Raw genomic sequence first — 21815 nt, 5'->3', positions numbered from 1 at the left:
AGAAGCCGGTAATGCTAGCGGAGCAAGGGGGAAATTGCATCCGGCACGCTCTTCTAATCTGACGAAGCTTGTTCGATTGGCCTCCCGGAGGGCACCTGCGGGCGTTTTGCTGGCACCTTGGGGCGCCAATTCCCTTCCAGACTGATAGCGGCGACACTTGCCAGCACGATCACCGCGCCCAGCATCACCTGCAGGGTGACGTGTTCGCCAAGCAGCGTGGCGGCCATCAGCATGGCAACCGGTGGAATCAGGTACATCGCCACCGACGCACGACTGACCTCGACGTGCTTCAACACGTAACCCCAGGCCAGATAGGCCAAGGCACTGGGAAAAATGCCCAGCACCAGCACGGCAAGATTCTCCACCATCGGTGCCTGCACGATGGCGACGGGCAGGCCCGGCAGGTTCACGCACAGCATCAGGGTGCCGGACCACACCATGTAGCACGCCATCGTCAACGGGCTGTAGCGATGGGCGTAATGTCGCTGAATGGCGAAGTACACACTCCATGAGCAGGCCGCCAACAAGATCAGCAAACCCCGTGGGTTGATATCGCCTATGCCCCGGTCGCCCCAGATCACCACCACTACGCCGGCCAACCCCAACAGCACGCAGCCCCAGCGCCAGGCGCTGACCTGCTCCTTCAAGCACAAAAACGCAATCAACACACTGAACAACGGCGCCGACTGTGCCAACACACTCGACGCAGCCGCCGTCACCCATTGCTGCCCGTAATTGAGACTGGTGTGGTGCAGGAACACCCCGAAAAAGCCCAGCACCAACAACCACGGCAGGTCGCGCAATGGTGGCCGTCCAATTCCCACCACCGAGGCCACGCCGCCCATGAATACCGACGCGATCAAAAACCGCAGCAGCGCCAATTGGCCGGGGCTGTAACTGTGCAGCCCCATGTGCACGCCGATGGGGGAATACGCCCAACAGAGGATGACGCTGGCAATGACTAGCGTAAGCTTCAGAGGTGACGGAGTATTCATCGACAGCATCCACGCAAAAGGAATGCTGCCAGTCTTGGCCCAGGCAAGGCATAGGACAATTAAGCGTTTCTGACTTCTGAAATCATTGGAACTGAGCAATGGAACTGGCCCAACTGAAAATGGTGCGAGCCGTGGCGCAAACCGGCAGCGTGGCCCAGGCTGCGCTGCAATTGCACTGCGTGCCGTCCAATATCACCACGCGCATCAAGCAGCTGGAAAGCGAGTTGGGCACACCGCTGTTTATCCGTGCTGGCCGAGGGCTGGCGATCAGCGCCGCGGGAGAGATCTTCCTGGATTACTGCGAACGTATCCTGGCCTTGGTGGATGAATCCAAACGCGCCGTGGATGCCAGCGCCATTCCCCGTGGCACCTTGCGCATCGGTGCGGTGGAATCCAGCGCCAGCGGGCGCTTGCCGCCGCTACTGGCGGAATACCACCGGCGTTATCCCGATGTCAGCCTGGAACTGGTCACCGGTGCCTGGGCGCAACTGCTGGACGACCTGCAGCACCACCGCCTGGATGTGGCGCTGGTGGCTGCCGGCGGCAAACGCACGAAGCTGGAACAGAGCGTGGTCTACAGCGAGCGCCTGGTGCTGATCGCCAGCGCGTGCAGCGCACCTATCAACAGTGCCGAGGACCTGGCCGGCCGAACCCTGCTGGTGTGGCCGCCGGGCTGCCCTTATCGCGCCGCCCTGGAAAACTGGCTCAAGCCCCATGACATCAAGCCAGCAATCGCCAGCTACGCCAGTTGGGGCACGATCATCGGATGCGTGAGCGCGGGGATTGGCGTGGCGTTGGCGCCCGAGGGGATCCTGGCGCGCTATGAACAGGCCAATCAGCTGGCATCGTATCGCTTTGAAGCACTGGCGCCCGTGGACAACCTGTTGTTCTGGCACACGGACACCCAGCGGCACCTGGCGCGAGATGCGTTTGCCGGGCTACTGCGCGAGACCTTTGGCTGACACAGTCCTAAATGTGCGACGAAAATCGCCCTGATACCAAGTAGGAGCGAGCTTGCTCGCGAAAAACTCACAAGCGCCGCGTTTATTCAGGAGGCACGCGTTATCGTTGACGTTTTTCGCGAGCAAGCTCGCTCCTACAATTCAGGGCTTCGGCGCAGCCAACCGTGCGTACTGGCCCTGGCTGATCCAGCCCGTGAACGAACGGTCGTCAGCGTTGATGAACTCCACCTGCGCCCAACCGTCCTTGAACGCCAGTACGCCCACCACGTCATGCTTGACGATGTAGGGCCGCTTTGCCGCTTTGGCGCCCGGCGTTTTCAGCAAGTAAGCCTTGTCGGCAGACACCGTCACCAAGCCTATCCATTGTTTGCTGGCCGTCTGGCTCAGCTCCAGGCCGGTGGCGATTTCCGGCATCAGCACATTGATGCAGCCGGGGTGTTGACGGCCCTGCGCCACGGTCAGGGTCACCCCGTCGGACGCCGCTGCCACACTGCCTGGGTAGGCAGCGTCCAGCCAGGTGGTGAGCGCTTCGGGTTTGCCTTGCAAGTAGAACGTGCAACCACGGGCCACACCCTCGCCCATCGACTCCTGGTAGAAACCCTCCACCTGATGCCCCGGCGTCACCGCCAGCATCAGCCCTTCATATTTGCCTGAATGCAACGCCGCCGAGCCGGCCAACGCAGGCGCCACGGCGCACCACGACAACACTCCCATCGCCAGATAACGAATCATCTTATTTCTTCCCTTCAAAGGCTTCGTAGGCTTGTTTCATCAGGACGTCATAGTTGCCGTAATCATCGCCGTTATAGTTTCGGGCCATGGCGGTAAAATCCTTGTTTTTCATGGCACTCAATAATGCCGAGTTGTGGCTGCAAAGGCTGAGATAGGCTTTGAGTTGGTTACCGGCATTGATCTTTAATGACGCCACGAACTCAAACACCGTCTTGAATCCGCACGCAGCAAAATTGAACCCCATGATTTGAAACATGCCCCAGGAGGCCGACATCAAGGCGGCTTCCTGGTCCAGCGCAAAGGCAGTGGCCATGGTCTCCCAGGCCTTGACCTGATCCTTATTGTTCGTCTGCCATTGCGGGCCGGCTTTTTTCTTGTAGATATACGACAGCAACGGCTGCGACTGGTCGTAGATGTGCTTGGTGTACTTGCGAAAGTGGTGCCCTTCAAAAGCGATGATCGGCAACTTGGCGGGCCCGAACCCCACCTTCCCGCCCGACTCCACCGTGGCGAACGCCTTGACCACATTCACCGAAATGCCGTTGCCCAATTGCTTGGCGGCGTTCTGGAAATCCGTGTCGCTCAATGTCGTCCCGCCATCGCAGGTGGACTGCATCATCAACTGCCGGTTACGCCGCTCGGCCTCGATCACCGCACGCACGCGGTCCAGGTACACATTGACCGTGGCCTGTACCGCATCGACGTTGTTATTGCCGAAAATGTTGAGAAACGTCGGAATGCGCGTATTGGGAAAAGCCCGCACCGGTACCTTCAGCGCCTCTTCGATCAGACTGTTGAACGTCCGCCCGGTGGGGTCGATCACGCCATCGGGATGGGCGTACTTGAGATGGCGAAACTGATACTGGCTGATGCATTGCACCAACTGGCCGTCGCACTTGCCGTTTTCCAGCAAGGCAAACCCCATCTTGGGAATGATCAAATTGAATAAATACTGGATGCACTGAACATCGGCGGGCAAGTTGCGGGCTTTGCCGGGCGTCCCTACCGACGCGCTGATAAGACGAGGCAACCCTTGCAGGCTTTTCATGACAGACATCCTTGTGAGTGAAAGAAGTGATAGCACTTCAATATCAAATCCAAGCCCTTGTCATATTCTGAAACAAGTGGCCGGCGCAAGCTAACAAGGCGGTCTGCGGATTGTCCAGAGGACGTTATGAAAGTTGTGAAACAGCCGGATTAAATCCGTCAGTAACCGTGGGATTCACGGGTCTTTTGATACTTGTGATAGTCGAGCCACTCGACCACATCGTAGGGCAGGTACAACTGCACCCTGGCCCGTGAAATCGCGATATACACCGCACAGAGTCGTTGATCGAACGCGTAAGCGTCCTGGAACTTCACATTGGTCAACAATTCCGGGGTGAGCAGTACCCGGTCGAACTCCATGCCGCCCGCATCCTGCGCCAGCATCAACAGGACGCGCTCGTCCGGATGGCCAATCAACCTGTTCAAACGCGTGACATCCGCCACGTTAAAGCCTTTTTCCAGCTCGGCCTCGACCCACAGAAACGCCTCATCGAACTGGCAGGCTTCGCGCACCTGCTGCCAATCGGCCATGTCGCTGAAAAACGCATGGGGGCCGAGGTCATTGAACTCATTGCTATAGAAATCGGGTTTGAACAACGCGATAACCGTGTCCATGAAATGCTTGAGCGACTGCTGGGCCTCTTTGCTCGCGAGGCCGAACGCACAGCGGGCGTGGCTCAACTGGATCGCCCACTGCATGGTGTCCCAATGGGAAGCGGTCAACACCACGCAACCTTGCGGGGGCACGAAACCCTGCGGATAAAACTCAATGCCGACATCGGCATCGCGGGCGCCCTCGAAAAGCGATTTGCTTTTTTCCGAGTGCAAGCTGATCAACGGGTTGACCAGGCGCTCGACATTGCGCCCGGAACGCACGGAGTAGCACACGTCGGTATGGCGAACCTCACGGGCACGCTTGACCACGCCGCCACTGGCCTGCTGATATTCATCCCCCAAAGTGATCAGCACCTGGCGCCCGCGCTCGATGATTTGCAACAGCGGCGCCGGGATGTCCTGGCTCTCATCGATGAGCACGTGGGTATAGCGCTCGGGCACCACGCAGCCTGCAAGGCTGGCGCGCTTGATCATCAACAAGGCTTCAAACCCGGTATGCCGGCCCCAGGCCGGGTTAGCCTCTAGGTAGCCCCATAACCGGCTGGCATATTCGAGCAGCGCCCTGGCATCGACGCCGGCGAGCGGTTGCTTGAAATGCGGCAAATGCTGGGCCGACAAGCTGTACTCCCAGGAGCGGCAGTAGGCCTCAAGCACCTTGAGGCACACCTCCACCACCGCTTGCCCTTCCAGGCGGCGGAAACCAAAGATATTCAGTTCTTGAGCGAGCGCCTGCTTGGTCGGCACCCTCACCGGCGTATTCAGCGGCTTTGGCCTCGGGCCATGCAATAGAGCATGGGCGAAGTCCTGGAAGGTATGCCCGGCCTTACGCTCCCGCGCTCCCACCATGCGCGCACGCAGGGTTTCGAGTTTTGCCGGGGTGCGTGCCAACAGTAAGGTCTTTTCCGGGCGCAGGTGCTCCAGCAAGGCCATCAGCAGGTGACTCTTGCCAATGCCTGCATAGCCTTGAACATGCAGGTCTTCGTTCAAGTTGGCGCGGAAGGTTCTGAGCAGCTTGTCTTGCTCGGCGCTCAACCAGCGCTCGCGATGCCTGGGCGTGATTACCTGCTGGCTGAACGGATCATTGGCCTTGAGGTGGCGGACTTTATACTCGACGTCCCATTTGCCACTGGGCAACAGATAGTCCCGAGCCTGTACTTCCTCCTCCAGCAGAAAGCGCAGCTTCAGGCTTTTGACCACATTGAGGCCGAAATACAGCTTCCTCTGATCGAACAGCCGCTGCGCTTCAGAGAGCAGGGACACACTGGCCGAATGGCTGGCATCGACTGCCCAGTCAACCAGTTTGGCCAACACTTTTTCAGCACCATTGGCGCTCAGCTCGCTTTCGGGCACCTGCGCCAGGTTCTGGATCACCAACACCGCCGCCAATTCGGGCTCACTCAGGGCTACAAGCGCATCGATACCCTCGCCGCCCAACAAACCCGCACAGGTGTGCTCGGTGATCGGCAAGAATACGGGGCTGGATAAGTCGAAATGTTCCGAGTGCATAGAGCCTCGTAGCCAGGGAAAGAGACGCTTGGGAGTATGCCACTAGACGCGAAATGACCGTCATGCACTGTGCAAGAAGCATCACAGATGACTGGCTGAAAATAACTTGAGTTTTAGAAGGGACTGCAGGAGGGAGCGTTATGGAGGCAACCCCACCAGCCACACCCCGGCACACAATGTTCCCGCTGTGGCTGCTGCCTTCCGGCTCTGACCAGGTTCACGGGTAATCGTTGCGGGGGGACCGATGGGGTCACCATAACGACGCTGCCTCTCGGCAAGCCGCGCCATTGTACCCATCTCATCGGAAGTTACAACCGTTGGTTCCGGATTAAAAAATGAGAAGGCTCAAGCACTTGCCATAACCCCATCGGCCCTGCCGCCCTCTTCCTGGATGACCAGGTGAATAAAGTGCAGCTTGGCAATCACCGCGGGCGGCAGCACGAAGGGGTAGAAATCCGGCTGGCCCATGGCGCGGGACAGTTCGTTGAGCATGCCGGCCAGTTCGATCCAGGCATTGACGAAGCAGAGGAATGCCGGGCCGCCAGGGTGTTGAGGGTCGTAGAGCGTGGTCAGGGGGAATGGCTGGTAATCCAGGTCCATCTCGCGGGCGCTCATACCAAAGCCCAGGGCCGTGTCCACGGCGTCCATCATGTGCAGGTAGTGAGCCCAGGTTTCGGCCCAGTCTTCCCAGGGGTGCATGGTGGCGTAGGCGCTCACGCAGGTGAGTTGCCAGTCCGGGCGCGGGCCGTTCTGGTAGTGCCGGTCGAGGGCCTCGGCATAACTGGCGCGTTCGTCGCCGAACAGGTTGCGAAAAGGTGTGAGCCAGTGACTGTTGGCGATCAGGCGATCCCAGTAGTAATGGCCGACTTCATGGCGAAAATGGCCAAGCAAGGTCCGGTATGGCTCGCGCATCTGTACACGGACTTTTTCGCGGTGGGCGTCGTCGGCTTCCTTGATGTCCAGGGTGATCAGCCCATTGGCGTGGCCGGTGGTGGGCGCGTTGCCTTCCAGGTCGATACCGATGAAGTCGAAGGCCAGGCCAGCCTCTTCGTCAACGCTTTTGGGCACCACTTGCAGGCCTAGACTGATCAGTTGCGCCACCAAGCGGCGCTTGGCGGTTTCAACCTTGCGCCAGCGTTCGGGGTTTTCCGGAACCGAGAGATCAGGAATGGTGCGGTTCAGGCTACAGGCCACGCACAACGGCGCGGTGCTGTGGGCAGGAATCAGCCAGTTGCAGGCGGCGGGTGAATCGAGGTTTGCACAGCGCCGGAATGCGCCGGCATCGAGATTATCGTCCGCCAGCCAAGTACCGACCGCCGGCCCAGGTTGCAAGGACGACAGGCGGCTTTGCTGCGGCTGGTAACCCAATGCCGCCTGGCAGGCCAGGCACTGGCTGTTGCGAAAAAACAGCGACTGGCCACACCGGCATTGCCACACCTTGCTGTTGCGCGAGGTTTCGGCCATGAACGGAGCGGCGATGCGCGTGCTGAGTTGCTCGAAGTAGCGGAACATGGCGATCTCTCCCTGGGTGACAGAGACTAGATCATTTCTCGCTCGGGATCGTTCAACTGCTCCCTGTAGGAGCGAGCTTGCTCGCGAAGATCATCAACGATAACGCGGGCTGCCTGGTTCACAGCGGCGTCCTCCGGTTCTTCGCGAGCAAGCTCGCTCCTACAGTGTTGAGAGATCGTTCCCACGCTCCGCGTGGGAATGCCGCCTTGGACGCTCTGCGTCTGCGCGAAGGCCGTGACGCGGAGTGTCACAGGATGCGTTCCCACGCGGAGCGTGGGGACGATCAATCAGACGGTGATGTTGTGCTTGGCCAGGAAGGCGACGAAGGCCTCTTCGTCCAGTACTTTCAGGCCCAGCTCATTGGCCTTGGCCAGTTTCGAGCCAGCGCCCGGTCCCGCCACCACACAGTGGGTTTTCGCCGAAACGGAACCGGCCACCTTGGCCCCCAGGCTTTCGAGCTTGTCCTTGGCCACATCGCGGCTCATCAGCTCCAGGGAGCCCGTGAGTACCCAGGTGTGCCCGGCTTCGGGCAAGCCTTCAACGACCTTTTTCTCGCTCTGCCAATGCATACCAAAGTCCTTGAGCTGCTGCTCGATGGCCAAGGCATGGCTGGCGTTGTCGGCATTATCGAAAAAGTCCCGCACAGCCTTGGCTTGCTTCTCGGGCAGCGCCTGGCGCATATCGAGCCAGTCAGCCTTGATGACGCCTTCCAGCGAACCGAACTTGTCCGCGAGTTTCTGCGCAGCACCTGGCCCCACCGACGGCACGTGCAGCTTGTCGAGCAAACCGCCCAAGGTGGTGCTGGCGGCGAATTCCGCGCTGAGTTCGCCCTGCTCCTGCAATTGCAGGCCGCATTCGTCTGGCGACAACAGCGCGCCAATCACCTGCTGGTTGTGCCCGTCTTCAAAGAAGCTATGGATCTCATGGGCCACTTCCAGCCCAACATCCGGCAAGTACGTCAGCACCTCTGGCAACGCCTTTTGAACGCGCTCCAGGGACGCCAGCGAGCGCGCCAGGACCTTGGCCGTCTCCTCGCCCACATCGGGAATGCCCAAGGCGTAGATAAAGCGTGCCAGGGTCGGGGTCTTGCTGTTTTCGATGGCGCTGATCAGCTTCTTGCTGGAGATATCGGCAAAGCCTTCCAGGTCGATGATCTGTTCATATTTGAGTTTGTAGAGATCGGCCGGCGAACCAATGAGCTGTTCATCCACCAGTTGCTCGATGGTCTTGTCGCCCAGGCCGTCGATGTCCATGGCCCGGCGCGAGACGAAATGAATGATTGCCTGCTTGAGTTGCGCACCGCAGGCCAGGCGCCCGACGCAACGGTACACCGCGCCTTCGCTGACGGTTTCCTTGCCCTTGCTACGCTTGACCAGTTGCGTGCGCTCCACATGGGAACCGCACACCGGGCAATTCTGCGGGATCTGCACGGCGCGGGCGTTTTCCGGGCGGCGCTCGGTGACCACCGAGACCACCTGCGGAATCACATCACCGGCGCGGCGGATGATCACGGTGTCGCCAATCATCAGCCCCAAGCGTGCCACTTCGTCCATGTTATGCAGGGTGGCATTGGACACGGTCACGCCGGCCACCTTGACCGGCTTGAGGCGCGCCACCGGCGTGACCGCACCGGTACGACCGACCTGGAACTCCACGTCGAGCAGCTCAGTGAGTTCTTCCATGGCCGGGAATTTGTGCGCGATCGCCCAGCGCGGCTCGCGGGCACGGAAGCCTAGTTCACGCTGGTAGGCAATGCTGTTGACCTTGAACACCACGCCGTCGATTTCATAGCCCAGCGCATTGCGGCGCTCGCCGATGTCGCGGTAGTAGTCCAGACATTCCTGGATACCCTTGGCCAGCTTCAATTCGTGGCTGATCGGCATACCCCACTTCTGCAACTGCTTGAGGTTGCCGATATGGGTGTCGCTGATATCCGCGGTCACCTGGCCGATGCCATAGCAGCAGAATTCCAGCGGGCGACTGGCGGTGATCTTCGAATCCAGTTGGCGCAGGCTGCCCGCCGCGGCGTTGCGCGGGTTGGCGAAGGTCTTGCCGCCCACTTCCAGTTGCGAGGCGTTCAACCGCTCGAAACCGGCCTTGGACATGAACACTTCACCGCGCACTTCCAGGGTGGCTGGCCAGCCCGTGCCGTGCAGTTTCAGGGGGATATTGCGCACGGTGCGCACATTGACGCTGATGTCCTCGCCGGTGGTGCCGTCGCCCCGGGTGGCACCGCGCACCAGCTCGCCATCCTGGTACAGCAGGCTGACCGCCAGGCCATCCAGCTTCGGCTCGCAGCTGTATTCCACCGCCGCGCCAGCGCCAAACAGATCGCCCACCGGCAGATCAAGGCCCTCGGTGACCCGGCGATCAAACTCCAGCATGGTGGTTTCATCGAAGGCGTTGCCCAGGCTGAGCATCGGGATCTCGTGCTTGACCTGGGTGAACGCCGACAATGCCGCACTGCCGACCCGCTGCGTCGGTGAGTCACGCGTCACCAGTTCCGGGTGCTCGGCCTCCAGGGCCTTGAGCTCGTGGAACAGGCGGTCGTATTCGGCGTCCGGAATGCTCGGCTCGTCGAGGACGTGGTAGCGATAGTTGTGCTGATCCAGCTCAGCGCGCAGTTCGAGGATGCGGGTTTGGGCGGCGGTCATGGGTGTTCTCTCATAAAGCAAAAGAGCAGCCGAAGCTGCTCAATATGTTAGTGCACGGATTCTACAGACAACGCTTAAGATCGATCCTCAGCGTTTCTGTGTCAGGGCGCGACGCTCGAACTCGACGATGCGCTGACGGTAGTGTTCGATGGTCTGGGCGGTGAGCACGCTGCGCTGGTCGTCCTTGAGCTCGCCGTTGAGCTCCTGGGACAGCTTGCGGGCAGCGGCCACCATCACGTCGAACGCTTGTTTCGGGTGACGCGGGCCTGGCAGGCCAAGGAAGAAACTCACCGCCGGGGTGCTGAACAGGTCGATATCGTCCAGATCGAACGTGCCCGGCTTGACCGCGTTGGCCATGGAGAACAGCACTTCGCCGTTACCGGCCATGCTTTCGTGACGATGGAAGATATCCATCTCGCCAAAACGCAGGCCGCTTTCGAGGATGTTCTGCAAGAGTGCCGGGCCCTTGAAACCGCCGGCATCGCGGCAGATCACGCTGATGACCAGGACTTCTTCGGCAGCCGGCTGATCGTTGACCGATTGGCGCGCCGCACTCTTGGCGGACGTCTCGTCCGGGAAATCGTCATCGCGGCTGCTGAAGCTCGGGCCATCATCGACGTCGAGGTTCAGGTCGCCCTGGTGCGGCTCGGCAACCGCCGCGCTACCGCGCTTGCCACGCTTGGACGACGGCTCGCGGGCTTCACGCAGCGGGGCGCTCATCGACGGCAGGTCGTGCTCGTCCAGTTGCGGCTCTTTATGGGTATCCAGCACACGGGGCGGCCCCAGCAGCTCGGCGGCGCCGTCGTCATCAGGCAAGTTGGACAGGTTTCGGTCCAGCCGGAACTTGAGCTTGCCCTTGCCACCGCGCATGCGGCGCCAGCCATCAAAAAGAATACCGGCAATGACAATAATGCCGATGACGATCAGCCACTCGCGCAGACCGATTTCCATGTAATCCCGTGCCTCTAATAAAAAATGCTGAAAAATAAGGGGTTTAGCACCGTGCAAACCGCTTTAAAACGTGGCGCCAACTCTATGTTCTGACTGACGTTTTGCCCACGCACACGAAAAATTGACATTAAACTAGCACGACCAAAGATAACTTTACACCGTCTGTCAAAATGCCTTGAACAAATATGTCCATTTGCCACTTTCCCCAGACCGGTAAATCGCCCTACAGCGTGCTGTAAATTCTCTCTCCCGGCGTGGCTCAGGATTCCACCATCGCCATCGCCTCTTCCACATCCACCGCTACCAATCGCGAACATCCAGGCTCATGCATCGTCACCCCCATCAACTGGTCGGCCATTTCCATGGCGATCTTGTTGTGGGTGATATAGATGAACTGCACGGTCTGGGACATCTCTTTGACCAACCGAGCGTAGCGTCCAACGTTAGCGTCATCCAGCGGCGCGTCAACTTCGTCGAGCATGCAGAACGGCGCCGGGTTCAACTTGAAGATGGCAAATACCAGGGCCAATGCGGTCAGGGCTTTTTCGCCGCCAGACAATAAATGGATGGTGCTGTTCTTCTTGCCCGGAGGCCGCGCCATGATCGTTACCCCTGTATCGAGTAGATCTTCGCCCGTCAGTTCCAAGTAGGCGCTGCCACCACCGAAAACTTTTGGGAATAACGCCTGTAAACCGCCATTAATCTGATCAAAGGTATCTTTGAAGCGGTTGCGGGTTTCCTTGTCGATCTTGCGGATCACGTTTTCCAGGGTGTCCAGGGCTTCAACCAGATCGGCGTCCTGGGCATCCAAATAACGTTTACGCTCGGACTGCTGCTGGTACTCATCGATAGCGGCGAGGTTGATCGCGCCCAGGCGTTGAATACGTGCGGCAATCCGTTCAAGTTCTTCTTCGGCGTCTTTCTCGTTGGCCTGGGCGGTCAGGGTGTTGAGCACGCCGTGCAGGTCATAGCCGTCTTCCAGCAATTGGTCTTGCAAGGTCTTGCGGCGCACGGTGAGGGCTTGCCATTCCATACGCTGTTGTTCGAGCTGGCCGCGGATCAACTGCGATTGCTGCTCGGCCATGGTGCGACGCTTTTCGGCGTCGCGCAGTTCACGGTCGGCGTCTTCCAGGGCGATCTGGGCGGTCTTGAGTTCGACATCGACGGTCATGCGCTTGTCGAGCAATTCCTCAAGCTTGAGGCGCAGCTCTTCCAGCGGCGCCTCGCCCTCCTCCAGGTTGAGGCTCAGTTGCTCGCGCTTTTCGGTCAGGCGTTCGGACTGCATCTCCAGGCGCTCAAGGGCCTGGCGCGTGGAATCATGCTGGGCGCGCAACGAGCCCAGGCGTACGGCCAACTGATGGGCGTGGTCCTTGTGCTGCCGGGCTTCCTGGCGCACGCGGTCAAGGCGCTCGCGCAGGCTGTCGCGCTGGGCCAGCAGCAACTCGCGCTGTTCGGTGTCCAGGGCCATGCTGTCGAGGGCTTCCTGCAAGTGCAGGCGCGCTTCACCGATCTGTTCATGTTCCAGGGCGCGCTGTTCGCCCATCTCGGCCACTTCTTCGTCAAGACGGGTGCGGCGCAGGGTCAATTGCTCGACCTTGGCTCTGCTCGCGGAAAGTTGGGCTTTCAACTCGCCTTGCTGGCGCGCTTCGTCCTGCAACAGCCGACGCAGGTGTTCGCGGCCGGTTTCCTGCTGGCGCTGGGTAGCGCGCAGGGTTTGCAGTTCGGTTTCCAGGCTTTCCAGTGTGGCTTCGCGTTCTTCACGCTCGGCGCTCAGGTTGACGATTTCCTGGCCACGGGCCAATACGCCACTTTCCGCCTCACTGGCGCGGCGCACGCGCAGGAAGTGGCGGCCGACCCAATAACCATCGCGGCTGATCAAGCTTTCGCCGGTCGCCAATTGGCCGCGTTGGGCCAAGGCTTGCTCAAGGGTCTCCACGGGCCTGACCTGGCCCAGCCATGGCGACAGATCCATCGCCGCCTCGACCTTGTCCAGCAAGCTGCCCGGCACCCGTGCACCCTCGGGCGCCGGGCTGAGCAGGCGCAAATCGCCCTGGGCAAACCCGGCCAGGTCGAAGCCGCCGAAATCATCTACCAGCACCGCTTGCAGATCGGCACCCAACACGGTTTCCACCGCCAGTTCCCAGCCGGCTTCGACTTTCAAGCCTTCGGCCAGGCGCGGGCGCTCGGCCAAATGCTGGTCGCGCAGCCATTCGGCGGTGCCGGTGCCTGGGTCGAGCGCGGCTTGCTGCAAGGCTTCCAACGAAGCCAACCGACCATTGAGCCGCTGCAAGTCGCCCTGGGCTTGCTGCTGCGCCTGGGTCGCGGTGTGCAATTGCTGACGCAGTTGCTCCAGGCGCTCCACTTGCTGTTCTTCGCTGGCCTCCAGCTCTTCCAGGGTCATTTCGCTTTCGGCCAGTTGTTCGCTCAGCGCCATGATCGCCGCGTCTTCCGGATCGGCAGCGAGCAATACGCGCTCCTCCTGCAACCGACGCTGGCGCTCGGCCAGGCGTTCCATGCTGGTTTCCAACTGCTGGATGCGCGACTGCTGCACCTCGGCCTGGCGGCGTGGCTCGGCGGATCGCAGGTTGAAGGCGTCCCACTGTTCCTGCCAGCCGTGCATGGTGGCTTCGGATTCTTCCAGGGCGGCGGCGGCTTCTTCGGCGGCGGCGCTGGTGATTTCCTGCTCGGGGGTGAGCATGTCCAGCTCTTCGCCCAGGGTCAGCAGCAAGGTACGGTCATGGCCCAGGTGCGATTCGGTTTCCAGGCGCGCGCGTTCAGCTTCCTTCAAGTCATCCTGCAACTGGCGCAAACGCTGCTGGCCGTGCTGGATACTCTGCTCGACCCGGGCAATGTCACCGCCCACCGAATAGAAGCGGCCTTGCACCAGATTGAAGCGCTCGGACAACTCATGGTGGCCGTCACGCAAGCGCTCAATGCTGGCGTCGGCATTACGCTGCTCGGCCACCAGCGCTTCAAAACTGACTTCCTGGGTGCCAATAATCGCTTCGCGCTGGCCCACCTGGTCATTCAATGCTTGCCAGCGCAGGGCCGACAATTGCGCCTTGAGCTGGCGCTCTTCACCCTTGTATTCCTGATACTTCTCGGCGGCCTGGGCCTGGCGGTGCAGGCGTTCGAGCTGGCGCTCCAGCTCTTCGCGCAGGTCGGTCAGCCGGGCGAGGTTTTCGTGGGTGCGGCGGATACGGTTTTCAGTCTCGCGGCGGCGCTCCTTGTATTTGGAGATGCCAGCCGCTTCTTCGATAAAGTTGCGCAGGTCTTCGGGCTTGGCTTCGATCAGCTTGGAGATCATGCCCTGCTCGATGATCGAGTAGCTGCGCGGGCCCAGGCCAGTGCCAAGGAAGATATCGGTGATATCGCGACGGCGACACTTGGTGCCGTTGAGGAAGTAACTGTTCTGGCTGTCGCGGGTGACTTTACGACGGATGGAAATTTCCGCGTAGGCTGCGTATTCGCCGATCAGGGTGCCGTCGGAATTATCGAATACCAGTTCGATACTGGCCTGGCTCACCGGCTTGCGGCTGGTGGAGCCGTTGAAGATGACGTCGGTCATCGACTCGCCGCGCAGGTTTTTCGCCGAGCTCTCGCCCATCACCCAGCGCACGGCGTCGATGATGTTCGACTTGCCGCAGCCATTGGGCCCCACCACCGCCGCCATGTTGCTGGGGAAGTTGACGGTGGTCGGGTCGACAAAGGATTTGAACCCCGCCAACTTGATGCACTTGAGCCGCACGCTTAGGCGTCCGCCAAGGCTGCGATGACCAGCGAACTGCTGCGCTGGCAATAGGCTGTGAGCACCAGGCGAATCTGCACCAGGTCACGGGCCAGTACTGCGGCGAGCAATTGCTCGAACAGCGCCAGGAACTCGCTCATGGACGCCTTGCGCTGATCCAGCGCCAGGTAATAGGCGCGGTTCATCGCCGGTTGCAGGTTTTCGACGGTTTCCTGCAAATACGGGTTGTTGGCGAAGGGGTACGCAGCGCGCATCACATTGAAGCTTTCTTCGACGAAAGCGCGGATGTCCTCACGCTCCAGGCTCAATTGAAGGCGTTGCTGGATCTGCAGAAACGGCGCCATGTCGGCCTGGGTCTGCCAGCCTTCGGCAACCGCATTGCCGAGCAGGATGTACATCTCGCCCATCAACGTACACAGGCTCTGCACCTTGTGCGCGGTGAGTTCGGTGACGTGGGCGCCACGGCGCGGCAGGATCGCAATCAGATGGCGGCGCTCAAGGATCAGCAAAGCTTCGCGCACGGAACCACGGCTGACGTTGAGCGCCAGCGTGACTTTCTGTTCCTGGATTCGCTCCCCAGGCATGAGATCGCCGCGAATGATACGTTCGGCGAGGTGGTGAGCAATTTGCTCGGCGAGACTGTCCGGCGCCTTGAACGTCATGTTTTCCCTTCGAAATCTGCTATCGGTACAAGCGCGGCAGTGTAGCGCATTGGCCCGCTGATGGCGCTACGCCCACCTTGGCGAATTTGGCACGAAATAAGCAACGTTGAAAGCCTGTAAGCCGCCAAAAACGCCGGTTCCAGAAGACTGGACCATAATTGAAAGTGTTGTGATCGTATTTTCTTGACCCTTAGGTCAGAAAACCATTGACCGAAAAGTCAGACATGACTAGATTCGGCGCAAAGCGGTTAACAACAATAATGAGTCTGCGAGGCCTTCCGTGATCCAGTTTTTACTTAACCAGGAACTCCGTAGCGAGCACGCCCTGGACCCCAACCTGACCGTGCTCAATTATCTGCGCGAGCATGTGGGCAAATCCGGTACCAAGGAAGGTTGCGCCAGCGGCGACTGTGGCGCGTGCACCGTGGTGGTCGGCGAGTTGCACACCGACGAGCAAGGCGTCGAGCAGATTCGTTATCGCAGCCTCAATTCCTGCCTGACGTTCGTGTCGTCACTGCACGGCAAACAACTGATCAGCGTCGAAGACCTCAAGCACCAGGGCCAACTGCACAGCGTGCAACAGGCCATGGTCGAGTGCCACGGTTCGCAGTGCGGCTTTTGTACCCCAGGTTTTGTGATGTCGCTGTTTGCCCTGCAAAAGAACAGCGATGCACCCGACAGCCAGAAAGCCCATGAAGCCCTGGCCGGCAACCTGTGTCGTTGCACCGGATATCGCCCGATCCTCGCCGCCGCCGAACAGGCCTGCTGCAACAAACCCCAGGATCAATTCGACAGCCGCCAGGCTGAAACCATCGCCAGCCTCAAAGCCATCGCGCCGACGCAAACCGGTGAACTCAACAGCGGTGACAAGCGCTGCCTGGTGCCACTGACCGTCGCCGACCTGGCCGACCTCTATGACGCCTACCCGCAAGCCCGCCTGCTGGCCGGCGGCACTGACCTGGCGCTGGAGGTCACCCAGTTCCACCGCACCCTGCCGGTGATGATCTACGTCGGCAACATTGAAGCCATGAAGCGCATCGAGCAGTTCGACGACCGCCTGGAAATCGGCGCGGCCACCGCCCTCTCCGACTGCTACGCCGCGCTGCACCACGAATACCCGGACTTCGGCGAACTGCTGCAGCGCTTCGCCTCCCTGCAAATTCGTAACCAGGGCACCCTGGGCGGCAATATCGGCAACGCTTCGCCGATTGGTGATTCGCCGCCGCTGCTGATTGCCCTGGGCGCGCAGATCGTACTGTGCAAAGGCAACACCCGCCGCACCCTGGCGCTGGAAGACTATTTCATCGACTACCGCGTCACTGCGCGCCAGGACAGCGAGTTCATCGAGACCATCATCGTGCCCAAGGGCCACACGCTGTTCCGGGCCTACAAGGTGTCCAAGCGCCTGGACGACGATATTTCCGCGGTTTGCGCAGCGTTCAACCTGAACATCGACAACGGTGTGATCAGCGCGGCTCGCGTTGCCTTCGGAGGCATGGCCGCCACACCAAAACGCGCAAAAAATTGCGAGGCCGCGTTGGTGGGCGCCATCTGGAACTTGGCCACGGTCGAGAAAGCCTGCGCCGCCCTGGCACAGGACTTCACCCCACTCTCGGACTTCCGCGCCAGCAAGGAATATCGCCTGCTCAGCGCGCAAAACCTGCTGCGCAAATACTTCATCGAACTGCAAACGCCGCACATCGAGACTCGGGTGACCGCTTATGTCTAACCATCACGCCGTGGTAAAAACCGAGGCTGAACTTGCCGCACTCTTTGCCCAGGACCTCACCACCGGGGTAGGTCGCAGCGTCAAGCATGACAGCGCCGCCAAGCACGTCAGCGGTGAAGCGCAGTACATCGACGACCGCCTGGAATTTCCCAACCAGTTGCACCTGTATGCGCGCATGTCCGACCGCGCCCATGCCCGGATCATCAGCATCGACACCGCGCCCTGCTACGCCTTCGACGGCGTACGCATTGCCATCACCCATGAAGACGTACCGGGACTGAAAGACATTGGCCCGTTGATGCCCGGCGACCCGCTGCTGGCCATCGACACCGTGCAGTTCGTGGGCCAGGTGGTACTGGCCGTGGCCGCCCGCGACCTGGAGACCGCACGCAAGGCGGCGATGGCGGCGGTGATCGAATATGAAGACCTGGAACCGGTACTGGATGTGGTCGAGGCGTTTCGCAACAAGCACTTCGTGCTCGACAGCCACACCCACCAGCGCGGCGATTCGGCCACTGCGCTGGCAAGCGCCAAGCACCGTATCCAGGGCACCTTGCATATCGGTGGCCAGGAACACTTTTATCTGGAAACCCAGATCTCTTCGGTGATGCCCACCGAAGACGGCGGCATGATCGTCTACTGTTCCACGCAAAACCCCACCGAAGTGCAGAAGCTGGTGGCCGAAGTGCTGGATGTGTCGATGAACAAGATCGTGGTCGACATGCGCCGCATGGGTGGTGGCTTTGGCGGCAAGGAAACCCAGGCCGCCAGCCCGGCGTGCCTGTGCGCCGTGGTGGCGCGCCTCACTGGCCAGCCGACCAAGATGCGCCTGCCACGGGTCGAAGACATGCTGATGACCGGCAAGCGTCACCCCTTCTATATCGAATACGACGTGGGGTTTGACGACAACGGCCGACTGCACGGCATCAACCTGGAACTGGCGGGTAACTGCGGTTGTTCGCCGGACCTGTCCAACTCGATTGTCGACCGCGCCATGTTCCACGCCGACAACTCATATTACCTGGGCGACGCCACGGTCAATGGCCATCGCTGCAAGACCAACACTGCCTCCAACACGGCCTATCGCGGCTTCGGCGGCCCCCAAGGCATGGTCGCCATCGAAGAGGTAATGGACGCCATCGCGCGCCATCTGGGCCAAGACCCGCTGGCGGTGCGCAAGGCCAACTACTACGGCAAGACCGAGCGCAACGTCACCCACTACTACCAGACCGTCGAGCACAACATGCTCGAAGAAATGACCGCCGAACTGGAAGCCAGCAGCCAATATGCCGAGCGCCGCGAAGCAATCCGCCTGTACAACGCCCACAGCCCGATCCTAAAAAAAGGCCTGGCGCTGACCCCGGTGAAATTCGGTATTTCGTTCACCGCCAGCTTCCTCAACCAGGCCGGCGCGCTGATCCATATCTACACCGATGGCAGCATCCACCTGAACCACGGCGGCACCGAGATGGGCCAGGGCTTGAATACCAAGGTCGCGCAAGTCGTGGCCGAGGTATTCCAGGTCGAAATCGACCGCGTCCAGATCACCGCCACCAACACCGACAAGGTACCCAACACCTCGCCCACCGCTGCCTCCAGCGGCGCCGACCTGAACGGCAAGGCCGCGCAGAATGCGGCCGAAACCATCAAGCAGCGCCTGGTGGAGTTTGCGGCGCGCAAGTACGACGTAAGCGAGGCGGACGTGGAGTTTCGCAACGGCCATGTGCGCGTGCGCGAGCAGATCCTGAGCTTCGAGGCGTTGATCCAGCAGGCGTATTTCGCCCAGGTATCGCTCTCCAGCACAGGTTTCTACAAAACCCCGAAAATTTTCTACGACCGCAGCCAGTCACGCGGGAGACCGTTCTACTACTACGCCTTCGGGGCGGCTTGCTGCGAAGTGATCGTCGACACTCTGACCGGTGAATACAAGATGCTACGCACCGACATCCTGCATGACGTCGGCGCTTCGCTGAACCCGGCCATCGACATCGGCCAGGTGGAAGGCGGCTTCATCCAGGGCATGGGCTGGCTGACCATGGAAGAGCTGGTGTGGAACAACAAGGGCAAGCTGATGACCAACGGCCCGGCCAGCTACAAGATCCCGGCCGTGGCCGACATGCCGCTGGACCTGCGGGTGAAGCTGGTAGAGAACCGCAAGAACCCGGAGGACACGGTGTTCCATTCCAAGGCCGTGGGCGAGCCGCCGTTCATGCTCGGGATTGCTTCGTGGTGTGCGATCAAGGATGCGGTAGCGAGCTTGGCTGACTATCGCCAGCAGCCCAGGATCGATGCGCCGGCCACGCCCGAGCGGGTGTTGTGGGGGTGTGAACAGATGCGGCAGTTGCGGGCGCTAAAGGCTGTTGATCGTTCCCACGCTCCGCGTGGGAATGCCGCCCTGGACGCTGTGCGTCCGCTCTAGTGACGCTGAGCGTCACGGTATGCATTCCCACGCGGAGCGTGGGAACGATCTGACTGGAGGTAGACATGGACAACTGGATCAGCGCCCTCGCCACCCTGCAAAACCAGGGCGAACCCTGCGTGCTCGTCACCATCATCGAAGAACTCGGCTCAACCCCGCGCAACGCCGGTTCCAAGATGGTCATCAGCGCCGCGCACGCCTTCGACACCATCGGCGGCGGGCACCTGGAATACAAGGCGATGCAGATCGCCCGGGACATGCTGGTGCGCGGCCAGCAGAACACCCATCTGGAGCGCTTCAGCCTCGGCGCCAGCCTGGGCCAGTGCTGCGGCGGCGTGACCGTGCTGCTGTTCGAACCCATGGGCCAGGCGCAAGCGCACATCGCCGTGTTTGGCGCCGGCCACGTCGGCCGTGCGTTGGTACCATTGCTGGCGAGTCTGCCCTGCCGGGTGCGCTGGATCGATTCCCGCGAGCAGGAATTCCCGCAGCACATCCCCGAAGGCGTGCGTAAAATTGTCAGCGAAGAGCCGGTCGACGAAATTGCCGACCTGCCTGCAGGCAGCTACTGCATCGTCATGACCCACAACCACGCGCTGGACCTGGAACTGACCGCCGCCCTGCTCAAGCGCAACGACTTCGCCTACTTCGGCCTGATCGGCTCGAAAACCAAGCGGGTCAAATTCGAACACCGCCTGCGTGATCGCGGCTTTGACGCCGCGCAGTTGCAACGCATGCGTTGCCCCATGGGCCTCCCCGAGGTCAAGGGCAAGCTTCCGGTGGAGATCGCCATCTCCATCGCCGGTGAAATCATCGCCACCTATAACGCCAATTTCGGCCAGCATCTTGCCGGCGCCGAACCTATTGCCAAACTGCTGCCGGCTTCGCGCCGCAGCCACGCTATCTGAATTGAGACGATCATGCCTTTGACTCGCAAAGCCTACCGTGCCGCCATCCTGCACAGCATCGCCGACCCTGCCATCGTGGGGATCGAAGCCTCTTATGAATATTTCGAGGACGGCCTACTGGTGATCGACAACGGCCAGATCAGTGCCCTCGGGCACGCCAGCGACCTGCTGCCGAGCCTGCCCGCCGATATCGACATCACCCATTACCAGGACGCGCTGATCACCCCTGGCTTGATCGACACCCATATCCACCTGCCGCAGACCGGTATGGTCGGCGCCTATGGCGAGCAGTTGCTGGACTGGCTCAACACCTACACCTTCCCCTGTGAAAGCCAGTTTGCCGACAAGGCTCACGCCGAAGAAGTCGCCGATATCTTCATCAAGGAACTGCTGCGCAACGGCACCACCACAGCGCTGGTGTTCGGCAGCGTGCACCCGCAATCGGTGAATGCATTCTTTGAAGCGGCCGAGAAACTCGACCTGCGCATGATCGCCGGCAAGGTGATGATGGACCGCAACGCGCCGGACTACCTGACCGACACCGCCGAATCCGGCTACCAGGAAAGCAAGGCGCTGATCGAGCGCTGGCACGGCAAGGGGCGCCTGCATTACGCGGTGACGCCACGCTTCGCCCCTACGAGCACGCCGGAGCAACTGACGCTGGCCGGTCAGCTGCTGGGCGAGTACCCGGATTTATACATGCAGACCCACATCAGCGAGAACAAGCAGGAAATCGAGTGGGTCAATGAGCTGTTCCCGGAGCGCAACGGCTACCTGGATGTCTACGACCACTACAAGCTGCTCGGCGAGCGCTCGGTGTTTGCCCACGGCGTACACCTGTGCGACGACGAATGCGCACGGCTGGCAGAGACTGGTTCGGCGGTGGCGTTCTGCCCGACTTCGAACTTCTTCCTCGGTAGTGGGTTGTTCAACCTGCCGATGGCCGAGAAACACAACTTGAACGTGGGCCTGGGCACCGACGTGGGTGGCGGCACCAGCTTCTCGCTGCTGCAAACCCTCAACGAAGCGTACAAGGTCATGCAGCTGCAAGGTGCGCGCTTGAGCCCGTTCAAGTCGCTGTACCTGGCAACCCTGGGCGGCGCTCGAGCGCTGCGCCTGGAAGACAAGATCGGCACGTTGCAGCCGGGTACCGATGCAGACTTCCTGGTATTGGATTACAACGCCACGCCGCTGCTGAGCTATCGCCTGAAACAGGCCAATAACATTGCCGAGACGTTGTTTGTGCTGATGACGTTGGGGGATGACCGGACGGTGTTGCAAACCTATGCAGCCGGGCAACTGGTGCACCAGCGCTGATTCAAGCTACATACAACCAATGTGGGAGCTGGCTTGTGTGGGAGCTGGCTTGCCTGCGATA

Annotated in this window: 14 protein-coding genes, 1 other RNA gene and 1 pseudogene; 6 read left to right on the top strand and 10 right to left on the bottom strand. The window is 60.7% G+C overall.

The annotated features are described in order from the left end of the window. Positions 1–53 precede the first annotated feature (53 nt). Positions 54–995, bottom strand: a complete 942-nt coding sequence (locus JFT58_RS11040; RefSeq protein ID WP_054898607.1) for a DMT family transporter — start codon at positions 993–995, stop codon at positions 54–56. A 98-nt stretch (positions 996–1093) separates the two neighbouring features. On the opposite strand from JFT58_RS11040, the gene JFT58_RS11035 reads away from it, so the two are divergent. Next, positions 1094–1957 carry a LysR family transcriptional regulator gene (locus JFT58_RS11035; RefSeq protein WP_060772981.1) on the top strand — a complete coding sequence of 288 codons (864 nt, stop codon included), beginning with the start codon at positions 1094–1096 and terminating at the stop codon, positions 1955–1957. A gap of 141 nt (positions 1958–2098) precedes the next feature. Here the strand turns inward: JFT58_RS11035 and JFT58_RS11030 are convergent, their stop codons facing one another. From JFT58_RS11030 to JFT58_RS11010, 5 genes are all read right to left on the bottom strand, one after another. Then, positions 2099–2689 (bottom strand): hypothetical protein, encoded by a 591-nt coding sequence (locus JFT58_RS11030; protein ID WP_034128387.1) that lies wholly within the window; start codon positions 2687–2689, stop codon positions 2099–2101. Between the two features lies 1 nt (position 2690). Continuing rightward, a complete protein-coding gene (locus JFT58_RS11025) occupies positions 2691–3737 on the bottom strand; it encodes an N-acetylmuramidase family protein (RefSeq protein ID WP_034128386.1) in 1047 nt (348 codons plus the stop codon). A gap of 158 nt (positions 3738–3895) precedes the next feature. After that, on the bottom strand, positions 3896–5857 hold the full coding sequence (locus tag JFT58_RS11020; RefSeq protein WP_198834382.1) for a hypothetical protein: 1962 nt from the start codon (positions 5855–5857) through the stop codon (positions 3896–3898). Positions 5858–6007: 150 nt separating this feature from the next. Further along, an RNA gene (gene ffs, locus JFT58_RS11015) (signal recognition particle sRNA small type) lies at positions 6008–6104 on the bottom strand. Between the two features lie 98 nt (positions 6105–6202). Then, entirely contained in the window at positions 6203–7369 is a 1167-nt protein-coding gene (locus JFT58_RS11010; RefSeq protein WP_034128384.1) for a zinc-binding metallopeptidase family protein, read from the bottom strand. A 77-nt stretch (positions 7370–7446) separates the two neighbouring features. On the opposite strand from JFT58_RS11010, the pseudogene JFT58_RS30230 reads away from it, so the two are divergent. After that, positions 7447–7536: pseudogene (locus JFT58_RS30230) on the top strand (outer membrane lipoprotein carrier protein LolA); the annotation flags it as partial. Between the two features lie 120 nt (positions 7537–7656). Here the strand turns inward: JFT58_RS30230 and ligA are convergent. The 4 genes from ligA to JFT58_RS10990 all read right to left on the bottom strand — a co-directional run bounded on the left by ligA (position 7657) and on the right by JFT58_RS10990 (position 15384). Beyond that, positions 7657–10023 carry an NAD-dependent DNA ligase LigA gene (gene ligA, locus JFT58_RS11005; protein WP_034128382.1) on the bottom strand — a complete coding sequence of 789 codons (2367 nt, stop codon included), beginning with the start codon at positions 10021–10023 and terminating at the stop codon, positions 7657–7659. Positions 10024–10110: 87 nt separating this feature from the next. Then, a complete protein-coding gene (gene zipA, locus JFT58_RS11000; protein ID WP_054898611.1) occupies positions 10111–10974 on the bottom strand; it encodes a cell division protein ZipA in 864 nt (287 codons plus the stop codon). Between the two features lie 259 nt (positions 10975–11233). Continuing rightward, on the bottom strand, positions 11234–14722 hold the full coding sequence (gene smc, locus JFT58_RS10995; RefSeq protein ID WP_103299604.1) for a chromosome segregation protein SMC: 3489 nt from the start codon (positions 14720–14722) through the stop codon (positions 11234–11236). Positions 14723–14724: 2 nt separating this feature from the next. Further along, complete coding sequence (locus tag JFT58_RS10990) at positions 14725–15384, bottom strand: GntR family transcriptional regulator (protein ID WP_034128379.1); 660 nt, start codon at positions 15382–15384, stop codon at positions 14725–14727. A 280-nt stretch (positions 15385–15664) separates the two neighbouring features. On the opposite strand from JFT58_RS10990, the gene xdhA reads away from it, so the two are divergent. The 4 genes from xdhA to guaD all read left to right on the top strand — a co-directional run bounded on the left by xdhA (position 15665) and on the right by guaD (position 21754). Further along, positions 15665–17113: a xanthine dehydrogenase small subunit gene (gene xdhA / locus JFT58_RS10985; protein WP_054898613.1), complete on the top strand. Its 1449-nt coding sequence runs from the start codon at positions 15665–15667 to the stop codon at positions 17111–17113. Further along, on the top strand, positions 17106–19532 hold the full coding sequence (gene xdhB / locus JFT58_RS10980; RefSeq protein WP_034128377.1) for a xanthine dehydrogenase molybdopterin binding subunit: 2427 nt from the start codon (positions 17106–17108) through the stop codon (positions 19530–19532). Before xdhA ends, xdhB begins: the two co-directional genes overlap by 8 nt. 65 nt (positions 19533–19597) lie before the next feature. After that, a complete protein-coding gene (gene xdhC / locus JFT58_RS10975; RefSeq protein ID WP_054898614.1) occupies positions 19598–20437 on the top strand; it encodes a xanthine dehydrogenase accessory protein XdhC in 840 nt (279 codons plus the stop codon). A 12-nt stretch (positions 20438–20449) separates the two neighbouring features. Further along, entirely contained in the window at positions 20450–21754 is a 1305-nt protein-coding gene (guaD, locus tag JFT58_RS10970; protein WP_034128375.1) for a guanine deaminase, read from the top strand. Positions 21755–21815 lie beyond the last annotated feature (61 nt).

The organism is Pseudomonas sp. MF6767, from assembly GCF_016405475.1.
In the GTDB taxonomy this organism is placed as follows: domain Bacteria; phylum Pseudomonadota; class Gammaproteobacteria; order Pseudomonadales; family Pseudomonadaceae; genus Aquipseudomonas; species Aquipseudomonas paracarnis.
This window is presented reverse-complemented; position numbering and strand designations above follow the sequence as displayed.

What these genes read in the sequence shown, in the direction of transcription:
- JFT58_RS11040 (WP_054898607.1), bottom strand. Translation starts at nt 995, where the DNA reads ATGAATACTCCGTCACCTCTGAAGCTTACGCTAGTCATTGCCAGCGTC.
- JFT58_RS11035 (WP_060772981.1), top strand. Translation starts at nt 1,094, where the DNA reads ATGGAACTGGCCCAACTGAAAATGGTGCGAGCCGTGGCGCAAACCGGC.
- JFT58_RS11030 (WP_034128387.1), bottom strand. Translation starts at nt 2,689, where the DNA reads ATGATTCGTTATCTGGCGATGGGAGTGTTGTCGTGGTGCGCCGTGGCG.
- JFT58_RS11025 (WP_034128386.1), bottom strand. Translation starts at nt 3,737, where the DNA reads ATGAAAAGCCTGCAAGGGTTGCCTCGTCTTATCAGCGCGTCGGTAGGG.
- JFT58_RS11020 (WP_198834382.1), bottom strand. Translation starts at nt 5,857, where the DNA reads ATGCACTCGGAACATTTCGACTTATCCAGCCCCGTATTCTTGCCGATC.
- JFT58_RS11010 (WP_034128384.1), bottom strand. Translation starts at nt 7,369, where the DNA reads ATGTTCCGCTACTTCGAGCAACTCAGCACGCGCATCGCCGCTCCGTTC.
- ligA (WP_034128382.1), bottom strand. Translation starts at nt 10,023, where the DNA reads ATGACCGCCGCCCAAACCCGCATCCTCGAACTGCGCGCTGAGCTGGAT.
- zipA (WP_054898611.1), bottom strand. Translation starts at nt 10,974, where the DNA reads ATGGAAATCGGTCTGCGCGAGTGGCTGATCGTCATCGGCATTATTGTC.
- JFT58_RS10990 (WP_034128379.1), bottom strand. Translation starts at nt 15,384, where the DNA reads ATGACGTTCAAGGCGCCGGACAGTCTCGCCGAGCAAATTGCTCACCAC.
- xdhB (WP_034128377.1), top strand. Translation starts at nt 17,106, where the DNA reads ATGTCTAACCATCACGCCGTGGTAAAAACCGAGGCTGAACTTGCCGCA.
- xdhC (WP_054898614.1), top strand. Translation starts at nt 19,598, where the DNA reads ATGGACAACTGGATCAGCGCCCTCGCCACCCTGCAAAACCAGGGCGAA.
- guaD (WP_034128375.1), top strand. Translation starts at nt 20,450, where the DNA reads ATGCCTTTGACTCGCAAAGCCTACCGTGCCGCCATCCTGCACAGCATC.